We start from the raw sequence: 16,896 nt of genomic DNA, 5'->3' as shown, positions 1-16,896 counted from the left end.
GACTCGCTATAAACGACTAGAACACCGCGTGCGTGCGATGCACATATTTGGTCAGCTCGACGTACTGCGCATTCATGCGGCGCAGGATGTCTTGACTGACCTGGATGATGTTGCACATGACGCGATAGACCAGCCAAGGGTCTTTGTCGATCAAGCTCTCGAAGGCCTCACGCTCAAGGCTGCAAACCTGGGTGCGTCCGAGCGAACGCAGGGTTGCGGTGTGCGGCTGCCCGCTGATGAACCCCATCTCGCCGGCCAGGTCACCGGTGCGCAACACATGAATCGTGGTGAATTCACCTTTGCCCATGTCGCGGGTCACCGCAATGGCGCCCTCGGCAATGATGTGCAAGCTGTTCTCGATATTGCCCTCGGCGATCAGCACCTCTTGATCGGCGAGACGCCGGCAAAAGGCGATGCCAGCCAGCGCTTGCACCTGAGCATCTGTCAGCCCATTCGTCAGCGGCGAGTGGCGAAGGTATGCAAAGTCACTCTCTTCAGTCATCGTTCCTATCCTCGATTCAGTCAAATCCAACAAGTCTAGCGATGCGCCAACTAGCGGTGCGCCAAGAAGTATCGCAGCAAGGCCTTGGTAGAGGCATCGTGCGGCTCGCTGACCTCACCCGCCTCGAGCTCACCGATAATCACGTTGGCGAGCTTCTTGCCCAGCTCAACGCCCCATTGATCAAATGAATTGATCCCCCAGATGATGCCTTGGGTGAAGATCTTGTGCTCATAGAGAGCGATCAGCGCACCCAGGGTCCGCGGACTGACCTGATCCATGAGGATCGTACTGGTTGGCCGATTGCCGTCAAATTGACGCTGCGGCGCCAGCCGATCCGCCTCGGCCTCGGAAAGCCCGGACGCGATCATCTCCTCTTTCGCCTCTTGCAGCGTTCGCCCCCGCATCAGGGCCTCGGTCTGCGCGATACAATTCGCGATCAGCAGCTCGTGATGCCGGCCAAGCGGGTGATGGCTCTTGATCGGCGCAATGAAATCGCAGGGGATCAGCTCGGTACCCTGATGGATCAGTTGATAGAACGCATGCTGGCCATCAGTGCCGGGCTGGCCCCAAACGACCGGGCCGGTATTGTAGTCGACGCGCTCACCTTCGCGGGTGACATGCTTGCCATTGCTTTCCATATCGCCTTGCTGAAAGTAGGCCGGAAAGTATTGCAAAGACTGATCGTAAGGCAGGATCGCTTGGGTCTTGGCAGCGGCGAAATTGACATACCAGACCCCCAGCAAGGCCAGGATGACCGGTAGGTTCCGCTCCAGCGGCGCCGAGCGAAAGTGCACATCCATCTCGTGCGCACCGGCGAGCAATTCAGCAAAACGCTCAAAACCCACCGCAATCGCAATCGGTAGCCCGATCGCCGACCACAGCGAGTAACGCCCACCGACCCAATCCCAGAACTCAAACATCTGATCGGTATCGATGCCGAACTCGGCGACCTGCTCGGTATTGGTCGAGACGGCGACAAAGTGGTTGCGCACGGCGGTGTCGTCACCGAGCCCATCGACCAGCCAGCGCCGCGCGCTTTGCGCGTTGGTCATGGTCTCTTGGGTGGTGAAGGTCTTGGAGGCGATGATGAAGAGCGTGGTCTCGGGATTCAGACCGCGCAAGGTTTCAGCCAGATGGGTGCCATCGACATTGGAGACGAAGTGCGGGCGCAGTTGATCGGACTGATAAGGACGTAATGCCTCACAGACCATCTTCGGCCCCAGGTTGGAGCCGCCGATACCAATATTGACCACATCGGTGATCGCCTGGCCGGTATGTCCCTTCCACTCGCCAGTGCGCACCCGCTCGCTGAAATCCTGCATGCGCGCGAGCACCTGATCGACCGCGGGCATCACATCCTCGCCGTCGACCAGCGTGCGCACCTGGGTGCGATTGCGCAACGCCGTGTGCAGCACCGCGCGGTCTTCGCTCAGATTGATCGGCTCGCCGGTGAACATCCGCTCGCGCCACTGCTCGAGGTCAACAGCGCGGGCCAGCTCGAACAGCAGCCGTAGCGTCTCCTCGGTGGCAATGTGCTTGGAGAAATCCAGATGCAGGCCAGCCGCATCCGCAGTCATCCGCTCGGCGCGGGCTGGATCATCGGCGAACAGATCGCGCATGTGCAGCAAGCGCATCTGTTGCCAGTGCTGTTGCAGGGCCTGCCATGCGGGGGTTGAGCTCACGAGTGCCATCTTTCGGACTCCCTCGGCTGAGTGGATGGTCGATGGATCGCGATTGTACGCTGGCAGCGTCCGGGATGCCGGTGCGTCTGCGCCTTTCTAACCACCATCCTCGACAACTCGGGCTACCACATCCAGCCTAACTTCAGCGAGGATGGCCAGGTTGCCGCTGACCCGAGGAGCATCCGCGCATGGCGCACACTGACCCCTTCGATCCGACTTACGGCTATGACCTCGACGGACTCTTGTGCATCCTGCCGCCGCAGGCACCTAACGACTTCGCCGAGGTCTGGCAACGACGCTACCAAGCGGCGCTTGAGGTTGACCCGGCCCTGCAGCTGAGCCCCTCGGCCTTTCAGCGCCCGGCCATGCGCGTTTGGGATGCTCATTATCACTCAACGGACGGGATCACCATCGGCGGCTGGCTGCTTGAGCCCGAGCAGGGTGCGCCGCGCCAGGGCTTTATCGTCGGCCACGGTTATGGCGGCATTGCGCAACCGGACTTCGCCCTACCCTGCGCCGATGCGGCTTACCTGGTGCCCTGTTTCCGCGGCATCGGGCGCAGTCGCCACCCCCCGATCTCCGACAACCCGATCTGGCATGTCCTGCACGACATCGATAAGCCGGACCGCTACATCATCGGTGGCTGTGCTCAGGATCTGTGGATTGGCGTGACCGCGCTGCTGACGCACTTCCCTGGACTCGCTGGACAGATCGGTTACATGGGGATCAGCTTCGGCGGTGGCATCGGCGCGCTGGCGCTGCCTTGGGATCAGCGCATTAGCTGCGGGCACCTGAATGTGCCGACCTTTGGTCATCAGCCTCTGCGCCTGCAATTGCCGACCACCGGCTCGGCCGCCTCGCAGCAGCGTTTCGCCCGTGAGCATGGTCACCTGTTGGAAACCTTGGCGTACTACGATGCAGGCTCGGCGGCACGCTTCATCCGGCAGCCGATGCATGTTGCGGCAGCGCTCTCTGATCCGTCCGTGGCGCCGCCGACCCAGTTTGCCATCTACAACGCGCTCGCAGGTCCCAAGCAGTTGTTCGTGTTGGCCACCGGTCATGCCGAGAATCCGGCGCGAATCGCTCAAGAGTACAACCTGCTCGACGCCTTAACGAGGTTCTTTTGCGGCAATGAATCGCGAGTACCACCGCTGGCATAGTCCCCATCTCGGTCGTGACATGGAACTGCTGGTGTTCGGCCATGCCGGCGCCAAGGTGCTGGTCTTTCCGACCCGCGACGGACGCTTTCATGAGTACGAAGACCTGCGCATGACCGAAGCGCTCGGGCACAAGCTTGAGGCCGGGCAGTTGCAGCTTTACTGCGTCGACAGCCTCGATTGGGAGAGTTTCTACTGTCACTGGGCGCATCCAGAGGGCCGCATTCAGCGTCATCAGGCCTTTGAGGAGTACATCCTCAACGAGGTGCTGCCGCTGATGGCGAGCAAGAACGGCCATCCCTGCACCATCGCCCATGGTCTGAGTTTTGGCGCCTTCCATGCGGCCAATATCGCCTTTCGCCACCCGCACCTGTTCCAGAAGCTCAGCGCCTTTTCTGGGCGGTACGATCCCACGCTCAATGTCGAGAGCTTCCGCGATCTGCTCGACGGCTATCGCAACGAGCTAATCTACTATCACTCGCCAGCGCAATACTTGCCTGGACTTGATGGCTGGCGGCTGGAGGCCTTGCGGCGGATGGATATCGTGCTGGTCATTGGCCGCGATGACCCCTTCCTCGACAACAATCGTCACATCAGCCGCATCCTCTGGGAAAAGGGCGTCTGGCATGCCTTGCACGAGTGGGATGAGCGCGCCCATAGCGGCTACTACTGGCGGCGGATGGCACCGCTCTATCTCTGAGTCGTGCTCCATCCGGCGCACCCTTGAGGATCAAGCGACCCGATGCGGCCCGCAACGGCGCTCGATGAACAGACTGTTGCCTGCTTGTTGCTTGGCCATGTGCTTTGCATCCGCGGCCATGGTGGCGACATCGTGGAAGGAGTCACAGCAGTCTGGATCGGGCCGCACCGCTCCCAGCGAGAGGCTGAGAAAGGGGAAGAACACCCGAGTGCCTTGGCGATCCTCACCCCAGAGGCCGCCGTTCTCGCGGTCGGTTGCGTTGTAGAAGCCCGGTGCCTGCGCCTCGAAGGTCGCGAGGATGCGCCGACAGCGCGTCTCCCAATCGTCATCCTCGAACAGGATCACGAAATCATCGCCGCCCACATGGCCGACGAAATCGCCCAAGGTGCCACATTCGCTCAACAAGAGCGTTGCCACCGCGAGGATCACTTCATCCCCCTTGCTGTAGCCATAGGCATCGTTGAACGGCTTGAAGTGGTCCAGATCGACGTAGACGACCACAAACGCACGCCCTTTGCGCAGCCTAGCGTTGATCTGCTGATTGATCGGGACGTTGCCCGGCAGGCCGCTCAACGGATTCGCATGCCGCGCCGTTTGCAGTTGCAAGGCGGTGATCTCGCGCAGCAGATCGACCATGTAGCCGACTCCCAGGTAGCGGCCGTTGCGCGTGATCAGGAAGTCGGTCTGGGCATGGCTTTGGTTGTCATCGGTGAGCTTCTGACTGACCTCACTGATCGGCGTGTCGTGCTCGACCATCACCGGCCTGGCATCCATGAAGAGCCGGATCGGTTTGCGGCCATGCAGATCGCGTCCGTAGCGGCTGAGGAAGAGATTCATAAAGTCCATTCGCCGCACCAGGCCAAGGGGTTTGCCCTTTTCCACGACCGGTAGGGTCTGCAGTTGGCGCGCAGCATGAAAGACCTCGCCGACCTCCTCGACGCTATAGTCCGCGCTCACAGGTGGGATCTCGGTGGCCAGTCCGGCGACCGCCGCCGTCTGCGCGTCGCTCAGGCCGTCATCGGAGTCGGCCGCGCCGCAAAACAGCTTTTTGCGCAGCCGCTTCTTCGGCGCTGGATCGAACGCGCCGATTGTGGCGCCCTGCAGGAGCGGGATACCGAGCGCCTCGGCGGTGCGCAGCGTCTGCTCGGTGTCGATCCCGGTGGCGATGACCAACGCATTGAAACGCCGCGCCACATCCAGAGTGGCGCGGGCGAAATCAAGGTTAGGCACCGGTGATCGCAGGAGGTCGATCTGGCCGCGGCCCAATTCGATATAGCCTGGGCGCAGTGCCTGCACGGCGAGGAGCCCGCCATGCGTATCGCCGAAGCCGCACAGCATCATCTGGATGCCGAGCGCCCGCAGATCGGCAAACAATCGACTCCATGCTTTCAAACTGGACTGGTGGGCGCGGTGCTCGGAGAGCCCCAGTACAAGCCTGTCCGGCTCCAACCCCGCTTGTGTCAAGGTGTCCTGCAGCCGATCAGCGCAAAAGCCGGGGTCGGAAAGCGCCACTCGCCTGAGCCGATAGAACAGTTTGCCGCCGAGTCCTTGCGCCTGGAATTGCGTGGCAAGACTGTTCAGGGCCGCCAGCGTCAGCTGCGCCGAGCGCCCACAGTGCTCGGCCACGCCGAACAGGGTCAAGGGTAGGCGGAGCGGGCTGTCAGTGGGTCCGCTGACCTGGCCACGGTAGCCATGTGGGTCGCGCAGTCGCAGCTCGGCAATCGGCGCGAAGGCGGGCGTCAGCGATTGCCGCGCCAAGATTCGATCCAGATCCTGCACCGAGGCGTTATCGATTGAATCGCTCGTGCTCGGATCATCGTAGTGCGCAGGGCTAGTCCCTGTATTGATGTCGTCTGGGAGGCTCAAGTCAGGGTGTTCCAGCACGAGGACGACGAGTCGCTACGATAGCAGAGCTGCATGGCTGCGCTCAAATTCCGTATGCAAAAACACTGTCATCGTCATTAAACGCGGGCATCCATTGTTAAGATCAGCTGGCGCGCCCTATTGTCATCTTTCCTTCATATACCCTTTATCTGTTCGTCATTCGGCTTGTGTAGGCTAGCGCCCTCTTAAAATCCATATCAAATAACTCGACAATAGAGTTTCCCCATGAGCCGATCTCATCACATTGCAATCTTTGCCCTCCTCACACTTGCTTCCGTCGACAGTTCAGCACAATGCACTGAAGGCGGAACTGAGGATTCACCGACGCTGACCTGCACCTCAACAGCCAGCGGCAACATCGCAGACAACCGAAACAATCTGTCGGTGACCGTCGAAAGCGATGCGCAGATCGTCCGCACAACAGGACGCCCGGTGCAACTCGGCGGATCGGATCAGTCGGTCGACAATCAAGGGCTGATCGAAAGTGGCGACGATGACGCGATCCGCGGGACGGGCGCGAACTTGATGATCGACAATTCCGGTACCATTCGCGGTGGTGACCGGGGTATTCGCCTGCAGGACAATGCTGACAATTTCACTCTGATTAACCAGGAAAGCGGTGAGATCTTCGCGCGCCGTCAGGCCGTTCGGCTGGACAATGGCGACGCACTCGAAAATGCCGACATCACCAATTATGGCCTGATCGAAAGCATCGATGGTCGTGCCATCCAGAGCCGCGGACCGGGCGGCACTGTGCTCAACCACGGCACGCTACGGGGCGGCGAGGAAGTGGTCGAAGCGCGCGAGGATTTCACCATCGAGAACCATGGCACGATCGCCATCCGCGGGCTGGAATGGGACGCAACGACCCGCAGCTGGTCCATAGACGGCTCGATCGCAACCGATGATGAGGATGGCGTGCAGTTCGCCAGCGGCACGGCGGATAACCACGGCGTAATCCTCGGCACCGATGACGGGATCGACATCGATGAGGGACGGGTGCACAACCATGCGACCGGGGTGATCGTCTCCACCGGGTCCGCAAGTGACCCAATGGCTGGTGGCAGCGGCATCGACGTGGATGCCTTATTCGAGCCCACGCTCGGTGATATCCGCACCGCAGGCCCGCTGACCATCATCAACGAAGGTTATATCGAAGGCGTCCGCGCCATCGGCACGGATGAAGCCAGCACCTCTGAAATCACAATCGAGAACAGCGGTACCCTGCGAGGCCGGTCCGGCACCGCCATCGAACTTGCACCCGATCAGGGCAATAGCAGCCTATTGCTGACCGGCAACAGCGAGATCTTTGGCGATGTGATCTTTGGCGGCGGCGATGACCTGTTGACTGTGGAAGGGCTGACCTCGGGCCTGCTGATCAACAGCCTCTTCGACGGCGGCGCAGGCAACAATAGCGTTTTCTTCAACGACTACGTTCTATCCGACCTCCTGTCCTTTAAGATCAGCGATGATCTCATCAATCTTTCTTTTGGAATCATGAATAATGGGGTGCTCTCAGGACAATTCAGAAATTTCGACACATGGTCCTTTTCAAATGATGGCTCCTTCTCCACCCAAGAACTCGCAAGTCGGTTTATGACTCCGATGACTCCGGTGCCAACACCAGCGATATTGCCCCTTTTCGTCCTTGGGCTTGCCGGTATTTGGGCCAGCCGAGTGCGCCTAACGTTCGACTTGTTTGCCATCGGCCTCGCCGGAATCGGCATCACGCGTCAGCGCGCGCAGTTTGACCGAAAGCGCCACAGCGCTGCTTAACAATTCCATACCGAGGGTTCAGCCTAAAAACCGTGCAATCGATGAGGCTGATGATCTGCAGACGGATGCACTCGGCCTTATCGGTCAAGCGTCATCGGTGACAAGAGGATGAAGATTAATCGCCAGTTCACGCAACTGTCACGGATCACTGTCAAACTCTCCAGTCAATCTCATCGCAGACGAGGGTACCAGGAGATGGAACGCTTTGCAGACGAGCTAGACCTTGCCCAATATCAGACAGATCTGATGACGATGTCGGCGATTACTGCCATTCGGCGACAGTTCGAGGCCGATGCTGGTCGCAAAGACTGCCGCGACTGCGGCGCACCGATTCCGCCAGCTCGGCTCCTGCACGTCCCTGGGGCGCATCGATGCAGGCTCTGCCAGGAGCGCCATGAACGCCGGTCGAGTCAGCATTGATTCCGAACTCAGCCTGCGAATCGAGTCCAGAGCCAATGAATCCGCACTTTGGCTCAGGCTCTTTCAACGGCCAGACCCAGGAGGGTCCTGCAATGCTCCCGCCTGGGTATCAGGAAAACACGGGGGTTAATGCCAGGCTCGAGACGCATCTCGAGACCTATTCTGCGCCGCCTTCGGCGCTGTTTATCACTCACGCACACTTCGATCACATCGGCAGTCTTGAAGGGCTCTATTATCGAGAATGTTGACTGATCCAGTCAGTGACTGATCTCATCAGCTAAATGCGCCGCTCCTGAGACAAGGCCGATCGAGCACTGGCCCAGTCGCTGCTTGAGCACGCCCACGAGGCCCTGCGACGCTATCAAGCCTGGCTCGACGCCAACCACCAGCTCACCCAAGGCATCTACTTCTGGGCCCATCCCTACGAGTCCGGGGTCGAGAACGCACCGCGCTTCAGCAACACCGACGAGAGCTCCCTGCGCGACACCCGCGCGTTCGCCGCCACCGATTTCAGCAGCTACGTCCTGCTGCAGCTCGACGCCCTCGCGCAGATGGCGCCGCGTCTGGACCAGGCCGCCGAGGCCACCGCCTTCGAGGCCAAGGCGGCCGTCCTGCGCGCCCTTGCGCCACATCCTGGTCGATGGCGTCGAGGAGGTCAGCGGCTCTAGAGCCAACCGATCCCAGAAAAAGAGTCGTGCCGAGGCGTCTTACCCCAAGGTCGTTGAAGGGGAAAGAACACCCAATGACCTTGGCGATCCCCACCCAGAGGCCGCCGTTCTCGCGGTCTGTTGCCTTCCACCACTGGCAGGGTTTGCAGTTGGCGTGCAGCATGAAAGACCTCGCCGACCTCCTCGACGCTATAGTCCGCGTATACGGGTGGGATCTCGGTGGCCAGTCCGGCGACCGTCGCCGTCTGCGCCTCTACAAGCCCGAGATCGGAGTCTGCAGCGCCGCAAAAGCGTTTTTTGCGCAGCCGCTTCTTCGGCGCAGGATCGAGCGCGCCGATAGAGTTGCCCTGCAGAAGCGGGATACCGAGCGCCTCGGTGGCGCGCGCGAAATCAAGATTGGGCACCGGTGATCGCAGGAGGTCGATCTGGCTGCGGCCGAATTCGATATAGTCTGGACGCCGTGCCTGCACGGCGAGGAGCGCGCCATGACTGTCGCCGAAGCTGCACAGCATCCATTGGATACCCAGGAGACCGTCTTCGAGACCATGCAGGCCGAATTCAACTCAAGACGCTGGACAAGCGCGTGCCCTTGAAGACCACCTTCTTCGCCCAGCATGACGAGGACGCGCACGCCTTCCTCAAAGCTGTCTTCCAGTTACCGGGGGGCATCCTCCCGGATCACCACCGTCAGGAACTGCGGATGCGCCTCGACGGATTGGCGAACCACCGATCGCAACAAGCGCTCATCGCGCTTTGCGACTGCCTGAATACCCAGCAGGTGGCCTACCCCGGCAGCGAGCTACGGCTTGTTTTTGAGGCTAGCTTCTGGCTCGACATTTTCCCAGAATTCACGCTATGAAGTTCATTCACGCCGCCGACATCCATCTCGACAGTCCGCTCTCGGGCCTCACGGCCTACCCGAATGCGCCCGTTGACCTTCTGCGCACGGCAACCCGGCGCGCATTCTCGCGCCTTGTCGACGAGGCCATTGAGGAAGCCGTGTCATTCGTGATCATCGCCGGCGACCTCTATGACGGAGCTTGGAAGGATTTCAACACCGGCATCTTCTTTTGCGGCGAGATGGGGCGGCTTCATCGGGCTGGCATCCCCCTGTACCTGCTTCACGGCAATCATGATGCCGAAAGCGAGATGACGAAGAAGCTCCTACTTCCCGACAACGTCCAGGTTTTCGGGAGTCGACAAGCGACCACGTTCCATCTCGAGGACTTAGGTGTCGCCCTGCACGGGCACAGCTTCCGCACAGCATCCATCACCGAGAATCTCGCCGCCGGCTATCCGGACCCGATCGCAGGCGTCCTCAACATCGGGGTGCTGCACACGGCGCTGGAAGGCAACGCCGCCCATGCCAACTACGCACCTTGCTCAATGTCGGACTTGGCCGCGCGCGACTACGATTACTGGGCACTGGGTCATGTGCATGAGTACGCCATCTTGCGCGAGAACCCCTGGGTCGTCTTTCCGGGAAACCTGCAGGGTCGCCATGTCCGCGAGTGCGGTCCCCGTGGCGCCGTTATGGTGACGGCAGACGAAGGAGGGGTGAGACGCGTCGAGCGCCTTCTAGTGGACGTGCTGCGCTGGGAGGTTGTCGAGGTAGACGCTAGCATGGCCCGCACCATGGACGAGGTCGTGCGAGCCGTCGGTGAGGCATTGGAGGACGTGCTCGACAATCACGAAGGGTATCCCATCGCGCTGCGAATACGTCTCACAGGCCAAACTCCGGCCCACGGGGAGCTGTTTGGCCGCGAGACCCAGCTACGCGCCGAAGTGTTAGCCCAGGCAGCGGCAGTAGGCGAGGATCGCCTCTGGATAGAAAAGATTCGGGTCGAGACCACTTCGCCGTTCGCCGGAGAGAGGCTGCGTGCCCGCGCCGACGCCGTCGCCGACCTTGCCGTCCTCCTTGATTCGGCACCGAACGACTCGGAGCTGCTGGAGGCTATGGCCAAGGAACTGCGCATCCTCGTGGATCGGGCGCCCCCGGAGCTCAGGCAATTGATGCCCGAGCTCGACAGCATCCGGTCCGGCGAACTGGAGAATCTTATTCGTGAGGTCACCCCAGGCCTCGTCGCCCACATCATGACAAACAGCTGAAGCCTGCGATGCGCATCGCCCGAATCGATCTAACCCGTTATGGGCATTTCACCGACAAACAGCTCGAACTGCCTCGGTCCGAGGCGGACTTCCACCTTCTGGTGGGCGCCAACGAGACCGGCAAGTCGACCCTGCGAAGCGCCATCCTCGATCTGCTGTTCGGGATCGAGATGCGCTCTCCATACAACTTTCTCCACGCCTACACAGACATGCGTCTCGGCGCCCTGGTGCAGCAAGGCGAAGAGGCGCTCGACTTCCGGCGAACCAAGCGGCGTAGCCGTACTCTTCGGGACGCGGACGACGCTGCGCTCCCAGACACCTCACTCACCCCCTTCCTCGGTGGCGTCGAGCGTGGATTCTTCGAGCAGATGTTCGGGCTTGATCACGAACGACTGGTCGCCGGCGGACAGAACATCCTCAGCGCCCGCAGTGACGTGGGCCAGATTCTGTTCCAGTCCGCGGCCGGGATCGCCCAGTTCGGCGATGTGCGCGACGCATTCGAGTCCGAGATGAACTCGTTGTGGGCCAAGCGCTACTCTGGCGAACGCGAGTACTACATCGCCGCCGATGAACTATCCCGGGCCAAGGATGCGCTCAAGGAAGCGACCATGCAGACCCGGGAATGGGTATCGGCCCGCAACGACAAAGAGCGCTTGGAGCAGGAGGCCGCAGACTTGCGAAAGCGCCATGAGCAGCTGGCGCGGCAGAGCGCACGCCTGCAGCGCGCGCGACGGACGGCTCCGATCATCAATGCTCTGCGCGAGCGGGAGACGGATCTCCAGGCTCTTGGTCCGGTCAGGATTCTGCCAGAAGATGCCGCCAACCGGCTCGCCGAGGCGGAGCGGCACAAGGCGATCGCCGCTAGTGCCCGGAAACTCCATGAGAAACAGGCGACTGAGAAAGAGGATGCCCGTGAAAGTCTCCGACCGGACAAGGCGGTTATGGTCCTTGGCCAGGACATCGAGTCCCTCGCTGCTCAGCGTGAACAGGTCCGCAACCACCCTGGTGACGTGGATAAGCGCAGGGAGGAGGCTCGGGCTCACTGGAAAACAGTGGAGACGCTTCTGCAGCGCCTGGGATGGCCAAGCATGGATGAAGACAACCTGCTGGCAAGACTCCCATCGCAAATTTCGCGTGAAAACGCAGAGGCTCTGATCCGCGACCACCACACCCTTGAACAGGGCGTGAAAAGTGCCCGCCATCATCGGGACGACAAAGCGGAAGAGATCAAGAGAATCGACTTGGAGCTGGCCAGGCTTCCGTCCACAGTGCTGCCGGCTAAGCTGGTTACTGCCCTGGCGCATGCCCAAGGATTGGGCGACGTGGCGACGCAGGAACAGCGCCTTGCCGATGCCGTGAAACGGGCGGAAAGAGCACTTGACAAGACACTCCCAGCGCTAAGCCCCTGGCAGTCAGAGCCGAGGCGCCTTCGCAACCTTTCGCTACCGGGGAGCAACGAAATCGAAGCCCTCAGAGAGGACCGCAACAGGCTCAAGGGTGATCTCCAGCGCCTTGAGCGCGACATCCATGGATACCAATCACGCCTGTCAGGTTTGGACCTGGAGATCGACCAGTATGAGGCGACTCACAAGCCGGTCACCCTGAGTGAGCTCCAAGGCGCACGGGATCGGCGTGACAGGCTGTGGCGTGAGATACGCGATGGCACTGAATCTTTGCTGGTCACTGCAGACCGCTACGAGGGTTTCGTGGCTGAGGCCGACAGCCTCGCGGATCGCCGCCACGATAAGGCCGAAGAAGCCGCCACACTGCAGTCCAAGCAGGATGAGCGAGCGCGCATCCAGCAGCAGCTCGAACGCGACCTGAGCGACGTTGCAGGAATCCGTAAGCAGCAGCAGGCGACCCAGAAGGAATGGGCGGCGCGCACCGAGGCACTTGGCTTAAAGGAAATGACCCTGGAGCAGATGGGACCCTGGTGCATCGCGCGTGACAAGTTTCTTTCCGCCGACGAGCACCTGATGGAGTCGAGGGAACAGGTGGAGAGTCTCCGCCACCAGGTTGACGCCGCACGCAAGGCGCTCGCCGGCGCTCTAACGCCAGCCCCCGATCCCGGCGAGTCCCTCGCCTCGCTGGTGCATCTGGCCTCCACCCAAGTGGACAGGGCAAAACAGGCGCAGACACGACGCAAGGCGCTGGAAGATCAGCGCACGGCGGCCGAGGCAGCCCTCGAATCTTTAGACCAGCGCCTCACGCAGGCCATGGAGAAACTCGAACGCTGGCGCGACGGATGGGCGAGTTGCCTGGACAGGCTTAACCTGCCTACCGAAACCGATACGGAGGCTGCCGAGCGAGCGCTTTCGATCCTCGCCGACATGAACGACCATCTGAGCAAAAGGCGTGAACTGCGCGATGCCCGGATCAGGCCCATGGAGCGCGATCTGCAGCGCTTTTCCGAGGCCGCGAAAGGATTGGCTCGGGAACTGGACCCTGCGCTCAGGGAGCGGGCACCCGAGGATATCGCTCGCATCCTTTCAGAGCGTCTCGCACAGGCGCGGCATGACGCGAAAGACCATGAACGTCTGACCAAAGAAATCGAGACCGCGCGTCGAGATGCGGAGCGCGAGACCAGAAAGCAAATGGAGGCGCAGGCCGCCATCGAACCGTTGCTCGCCGAGGCGAATGCCGCGGACAACGACGCCCTGCGCAAGGCGATCACCCGCTCCGATCAGGCGCGAACCCTCGAAAACGATATTGCCAAGCTAAAGCGCAGCTTGAGCGAAGGGTCCGACGGACTGACGCGGGAAACGCTGGAGACGGAACTGGCGGAGCTGGAGATCGGTGCGATTCCTGGCGAGCTGGAGGTCCTGCGTCAGGATCAAGAGAAACTCGTCGAGAAGCAACGCGAGAACGCCGCGGCATTGACCACCGCTGAGGCTGAATTTCGGCTTATCGCCGGCCAGGATGATGCCGCGCGTGCCGAGGCACAGCGTCAGGAGGCACTTGCACGGATGGGAAATGCCGTCGAGCGGTATCTACGCACCTATACCGCCGCCCGTTTGCTGCGGTGGGCCATCGAGCGCTACCGGGAAGAACGCCAGGGCCCGATGCTCGCTCGCGCCGGTGAGATCTTCGCCGGGTTCACGCTAGGCTCTTTCGACCGGCTCGTCGTGGACTACGAGGGGGATACGCCGGTCCTCTATGGACAACGTCGGAGCAGAGAGCGAGTCGCCATCGAAGGCATGAGCGACGGGACACGCGATCAGCTATACCTAGCCCTACGCCTTGCGGCCCTGGAGCTACACCTGGAGCAGTCCCAGCCCATGCCTTTCATCGCCGATGATCTATTCATCAACTGGGACGAAAATCGCGCTAGTGCTGGCTTCGCCGCCTTGGAGGACTTATCGAGGCGCACCCAGGTCTTCTTTCTCACGCACCACGACCATCTGGTGCCGCTTGCTCAACGCGTCATCGATGGGCGTTTGAATGTCATTAACCTCGCGTAATGCGGCCAAGGCGGTGATCAGGGTAAATTTGGAACAACGACGGCGCTAACCTCGGAAGCGGGCAGCTGGGATTAGCATGGTTTCATGAGAGCCCAACGCCCAATGACATCCGATGATCAAACCGAAGTCGACCTTGCCCTCGACCAAGGCCTGGTCCAGATCGAAGTTCTCAGCAGCGCGGGCTGGGATCTTCGGCTCGGCACGGATGAAACGATGCAACGCATAGAAGCGCAGGTGGTCCTCGTCGTTCTTGAGCGATCGCTCTAATGCCCCTCGTCAACCACACCGAGGCATTGCCCATGTCCCGTCAAGACCGCTCCCTGTCCTCACGCGAACTGCTGAACCGCATTGGCCTGAATGAGGACGCGCCGAACAGCCTGCTTCAGGATGAGTCTTCAGATCCTAGTGTCGTTGCGATCTCCGCTGCCCGCAACGAACATCAGGGCCGGCCCGGCAATCAGGCCCCAGATCACCAAGAATAGCCAGCTACCGCTGAGGAGCTCATCGAATCCGTAGGTCGAGCCGGCCAATGCCGCGAAGCCGGCAGCAATCGCGATACCAATCAAGAGAGGCAGCATATCTGTACCCTTCATACAACAAGTGTTGACTCAACATTAGTATCTGCTTAAATATTAAGCAAGCGATAAAGCCCCCTATTTCAGCGATTGTCACAATTTTTTGCGAACAAGCATGGATTGTTACAGGCGGCTACAACTGAAAACCTAGGCCGCCGACAGCTGATGCATGTACGCAACAGAAACGTCAGAAGTCGCTTTTTTGCGACTTCCGTAGCTGGAATTAGATCGCCGACATCGTTCAAAACAGGTGTCGCAGGCGCCAGCCTAAGAAGTCAAGACAGCACTGGATGTACCCGCTGAGGGACTCAGCACCCATAATGGATATCAACCGACTGATGGGCGCCCGCCTAGCCAACGCGAACCGGGCCTGCGTTCAACCGATAGTGGAGCCAGCATGCTGTCCGAAACCGATTCCTTGCACCGCTTCGTGTTCGAGCATTCGCGTGTGCGCGGCGAACTCGTCCGACTTGATGCAGCCTGGCAAGCGGTGCTCGAGCGGCACAACTATCCAGAGGCCGTCAAGCAGCCGCTCGGCGAAGCCTTGGTCTCCGTCCTGCTGCTCACCGCAACACTGAAGCTTGAGGGCTCGCTGATCTTACAGGCTCAGGGAGAAGGCCCGATCCGCACCCTGGTCGCCCAAGCCACGCATGAGGGAACGGTGCGAGGACTCGCACGCTGGGAGGGTGATATCAAAGGCGGTGATTTACAGGCGCTGTTTGGGAAAGGGCAGCTGGTCCTGACCATCAACGCCAAGCATCGCGACCGCTACCAGGGTATTGTGCCGCTTGCGGGCGCGGGCATCGGCGCTGCACTTGAGGGCTACTTTGCCTCCTCCGAACAACTGCCATCCCGCTTCTGGCTCGCGGTCAACGACAAGCGCGCGGTCGGCATGATGCTGCAGCGTCTGCCAGGCCCAACTGACGATGAAGATGACTGGAACCGCGCCGTCATCCTCGCTGACACCCTGCGGCCCCGTGAACTGCTGCAACAATCAACCCCGGATCTACTGCGGCGCCTGTTTCACGAAGAAGACCTGCGCCTATTCGAGCCCGAGCCTGTTGCGTTCCGCTGCGGCTGCTCGCGCACGCGGGTCGCCGACAACCTCCGCGCCTTGGGGCGTCACGAAATCGACAACATCATCGCCGAGCAAGGTCTAATCGAGGTCACCTGCGAATTCTGCAACCGCGGCTATCAGTTCGACGCTGTCGATGCCAGAAGCCTATTTACCGGCGTGGTTAACGCAAGCGCGCCTCCGGCACAGCAGTAGGGTCGCAAAGGCGACAGCTAGCCGCATGGTATGCTGCTCGGTACGCTGTTTTCGTCGGCACTGCCGTTTTAACCTGCTGTCTGCGCGAGATACAATCCATGTCCTACCTGCTGGTCCTCTACTACAGCCGCTACGGAGCCACTGCCGAGATGGCGCGACAGATCGCGCGCGGTTCAGAGGAGGCTGGTCTCGAGGCGCGCTTGCGCACCGTGCCACCAGTCTCGACCCTCTGCGAGGCAACCGCGGACTCGATCCCTGAGTCTGGCGCACCCTATGCCGCGCTCGACGATCTACGCGATTGCAGTGCGCTCGCGCTTGGCAGCCCGACGCGCTTTGGCAATATGGCCGCCGCGCTGAAATATTTCCTTGACGGCAGCTCATCGCTTTGGCTCTCTGGCGCTCTCGGCGGCAAACCGGCTGGCGTCTTCACCTCCACCTCCAGCCTGCATGGAGGCCAAGAAACCACGCTGCTCTCGATGATGCTGCCGTTGATGCACCACGGGATGCTGCTGATGGGACTCCCCTACAGCGAAACCGGACTGATCCATACCCAAGCCGGAGGAACACCTTACGGACCTTCCCACGTCGCCGGCATCAATAACGATCAACCGCTGAGCGAGATCGAGCGCGATCTCTGTCAGGCGCTCGGTCGCCGCTTGGCCACCACAGCCGCGGCACTCAAGCGCTGAGAT

17 protein-coding genes are annotated in these 16,896 nt (G+C 60.9%); 12 read left to right on the top strand and 5 right to left on the bottom strand.

Annotated elements, in window-relative coordinates:
* Window positions 1-16: 16 nt before the first annotated feature.
* A complete protein-coding gene (locus VBE63_RS03890; protein WP_323681678.1) occupies window positions 17-502 on the bottom strand; it encodes a cyclic nucleotide-binding domain-containing protein in 486 nt (161 codons plus the stop codon).
* A 50-nt stretch (window positions 503-552) separates the two neighbouring features.
* Window positions 553-2,193 (bottom strand): glucose-6-phosphate isomerase, encoded by a 1,641-nt coding sequence (pgi, locus tag VBE63_RS03885; RefSeq protein WP_323681677.1) that lies wholly within the window; start codon window positions 2,191-2,193, stop codon window positions 553-555.
* 179 nt (window positions 2,194-2,372) lie between these two features.
* On the opposite strand from pgi, the gene VBE63_RS03880 reads away from it, so the two are divergent.
* Both VBE63_RS03880 and VBE63_RS03875 read left to right on the top strand, forming a co-directional pair.
* On the top strand, window positions 2,373-3,344 hold the full coding sequence (locus VBE63_RS03880) for an acetylxylan esterase (RefSeq protein WP_323681676.1): 972 nt from the start codon (window positions 2,373-2,375) through the stop codon (window positions 3,342-3,344).
* Window positions 3,316-4,041, top strand: a complete 726-nt coding sequence (locus tag VBE63_RS03875; protein ID WP_323681675.1) for an esterase family protein — start codon at window positions 3,316-3,318, stop codon at window positions 4,039-4,041. The genes VBE63_RS03880 and VBE63_RS03875 overlap by 29 nt, the downstream gene beginning before the upstream one ends.
* Window positions 4,042-4,071: 30 nt before the next feature.
* Here the strand turns inward: VBE63_RS03875 and VBE63_RS03870 are convergent, their stop codons facing one another.
* Entirely contained in the window at window positions 4,072-5,907 is a 1,836-nt protein-coding gene (locus VBE63_RS03870) for an EAL domain-containing protein (RefSeq protein ID WP_323681674.1), read from the bottom strand.
* Between the two features lie 243 nt (window positions 5,908-6,150).
* On the opposite strand from VBE63_RS03870, the gene VBE63_RS03865 reads away from it, so the two are divergent.
* The 4 genes from VBE63_RS03865 to VBE63_RS31300 all read left to right on the top strand — a co-directional run bounded on the left by VBE63_RS03865 (window position 6,151) and on the right by VBE63_RS31300 (window position 8,789).
* Window positions 6,151-7,701 (top strand): hypothetical protein, encoded by a 1,551-nt coding sequence (locus tag VBE63_RS03865; protein WP_323681673.1) that lies wholly within the window; start codon window positions 6,151-6,153, stop codon window positions 7,699-7,701.
* A 108-nt stretch (window positions 7,702-7,809) separates the two neighbouring features.
* Window positions 7,810-8,121 carry a TraR/DksA C4-type zinc finger protein gene (locus VBE63_RS03860; RefSeq protein WP_323681672.1) on the top strand — a complete coding sequence of 104 codons (312 nt, stop codon included), beginning with the start codon at window positions 7,810-7,812 and terminating at the stop codon, window positions 8,119-8,121.
* Window positions 8,122-8,213: 92 nt separating this feature from the next.
* On the top strand, window positions 8,214-8,369 hold the full coding sequence (locus VBE63_RS03855; protein ID WP_323681671.1) for an MBL fold metallo-hydrolase: 156 nt from the start codon (window positions 8,214-8,216) through the stop codon (window positions 8,367-8,369).
* Window positions 8,370-8,435: 66 nt separating this feature from the next.
* Complete coding sequence (locus VBE63_RS31300; protein ID WP_416274501.1) at window positions 8,436-8,789, top strand: MGH1-like glycoside hydrolase domain-containing protein; 354 nt, start codon at window positions 8,436-8,438, stop codon at window positions 8,787-8,789.
* Here VBE63_RS31300 and VBE63_RS03845 read toward each other — a convergent pair.
* Window positions 8,786-9,301 (bottom strand): hypothetical protein, encoded by a 516-nt coding sequence (locus VBE63_RS03845; protein ID WP_323681669.1) that lies wholly within the window; start codon window positions 9,299-9,301, stop codon window positions 8,786-8,788. The two genes, VBE63_RS31300 and VBE63_RS03845, sit on opposite strands and share 4 nt — an antisense overlap.
* A 77-nt stretch (window positions 9,302-9,378) precedes the next feature.
* On the opposite strand from VBE63_RS03845, the gene VBE63_RS03840 reads away from it, so the two are divergent.
* The 4 genes from VBE63_RS03840 to VBE63_RS03825 all read left to right on the top strand — a co-directional run bounded on the left by VBE63_RS03840 (window position 9,379) and on the right by VBE63_RS03825 (window position 14,626).
* Window positions 9,379-9,648: a putative transposase gene (locus VBE63_RS03840; protein ID WP_323681668.1), complete on the top strand. Its 270-nt coding sequence runs from the start codon at window positions 9,379-9,381 to the stop codon at window positions 9,646-9,648.
* Window positions 9,645-10,898: a DNA repair exonuclease gene (locus VBE63_RS03835; protein ID WP_323681667.1), complete on the top strand. Its 1,254-nt coding sequence runs from the start codon at window positions 9,645-9,647 to the stop codon at window positions 10,896-10,898. Before VBE63_RS03840 ends, VBE63_RS03835 begins: the two co-directional genes overlap by 4 nt.
* An 8-nt stretch (window positions 10,899-10,906) precedes the next feature.
* Window positions 10,907-14,359 (top strand): AAA family ATPase, encoded by a 3,453-nt coding sequence (locus VBE63_RS03830; protein WP_323681666.1) that lies wholly within the window; start codon window positions 10,907-10,909, stop codon window positions 14,357-14,359.
* Between the two features lie 102 nt (window positions 14,360-14,461).
* A complete protein-coding gene (locus VBE63_RS03825) occupies window positions 14,462-14,626 on the top strand; it encodes a hypothetical protein (protein ID WP_323681665.1) in 165 nt (54 codons plus the stop codon).
* A 128-nt stretch (window positions 14,627-14,754) separates the two neighbouring features.
* On the opposite strand, the gene VBE63_RS03820 is transcribed toward VBE63_RS03825, so the two are convergent.
* Window positions 14,755-14,937: a hypothetical protein gene (locus VBE63_RS03820; RefSeq protein ID WP_323681664.1), complete on the bottom strand. Its 183-nt coding sequence runs from the start codon at window positions 14,935-14,937 to the stop codon at window positions 14,755-14,757.
* A gap of 397 nt (window positions 14,938-15,334) precedes the next feature.
* Between VBE63_RS03820 and hslO the strand changes: the two genes are divergently transcribed.
* The gene (gene hslO / locus VBE63_RS03815) at window positions 15,335-16,204 is read left to right on the top strand and encodes an Hsp33 family molecular chaperone HslO (protein ID WP_323681690.1); all 870 of its coding nucleotides are present in this window, start codon (window positions 15,335-15,337) and stop codon (window positions 16,202-16,204) included.
* Window positions 16,205-16,302: 98 nt separating this feature from the next.
* Window positions 16,303-16,893 carry an NAD(P)H:quinone oxidoreductase gene (gene wrbA, locus VBE63_RS03810; protein ID WP_323681663.1) on the top strand — a complete coding sequence of 197 codons (591 nt, stop codon included), beginning with the start codon at window positions 16,303-16,305 and terminating at the stop codon, window positions 16,891-16,893.
* Window positions 16,894-16,896 lie beyond the last annotated feature (3 nt).

Origin of the sequence: Lamprobacter sp., assembly GCF_034860625.1 — a bacterium.
Taxonomy (GTDB): domain Bacteria; phylum Pseudomonadota; class Gammaproteobacteria; order Chromatiales; family Chromatiaceae; genus Lamprobacter.
Note: the sequence above shows the minus strand (reverse complement) of the source record. Positions and strands in the feature narration are given on the sequence as shown.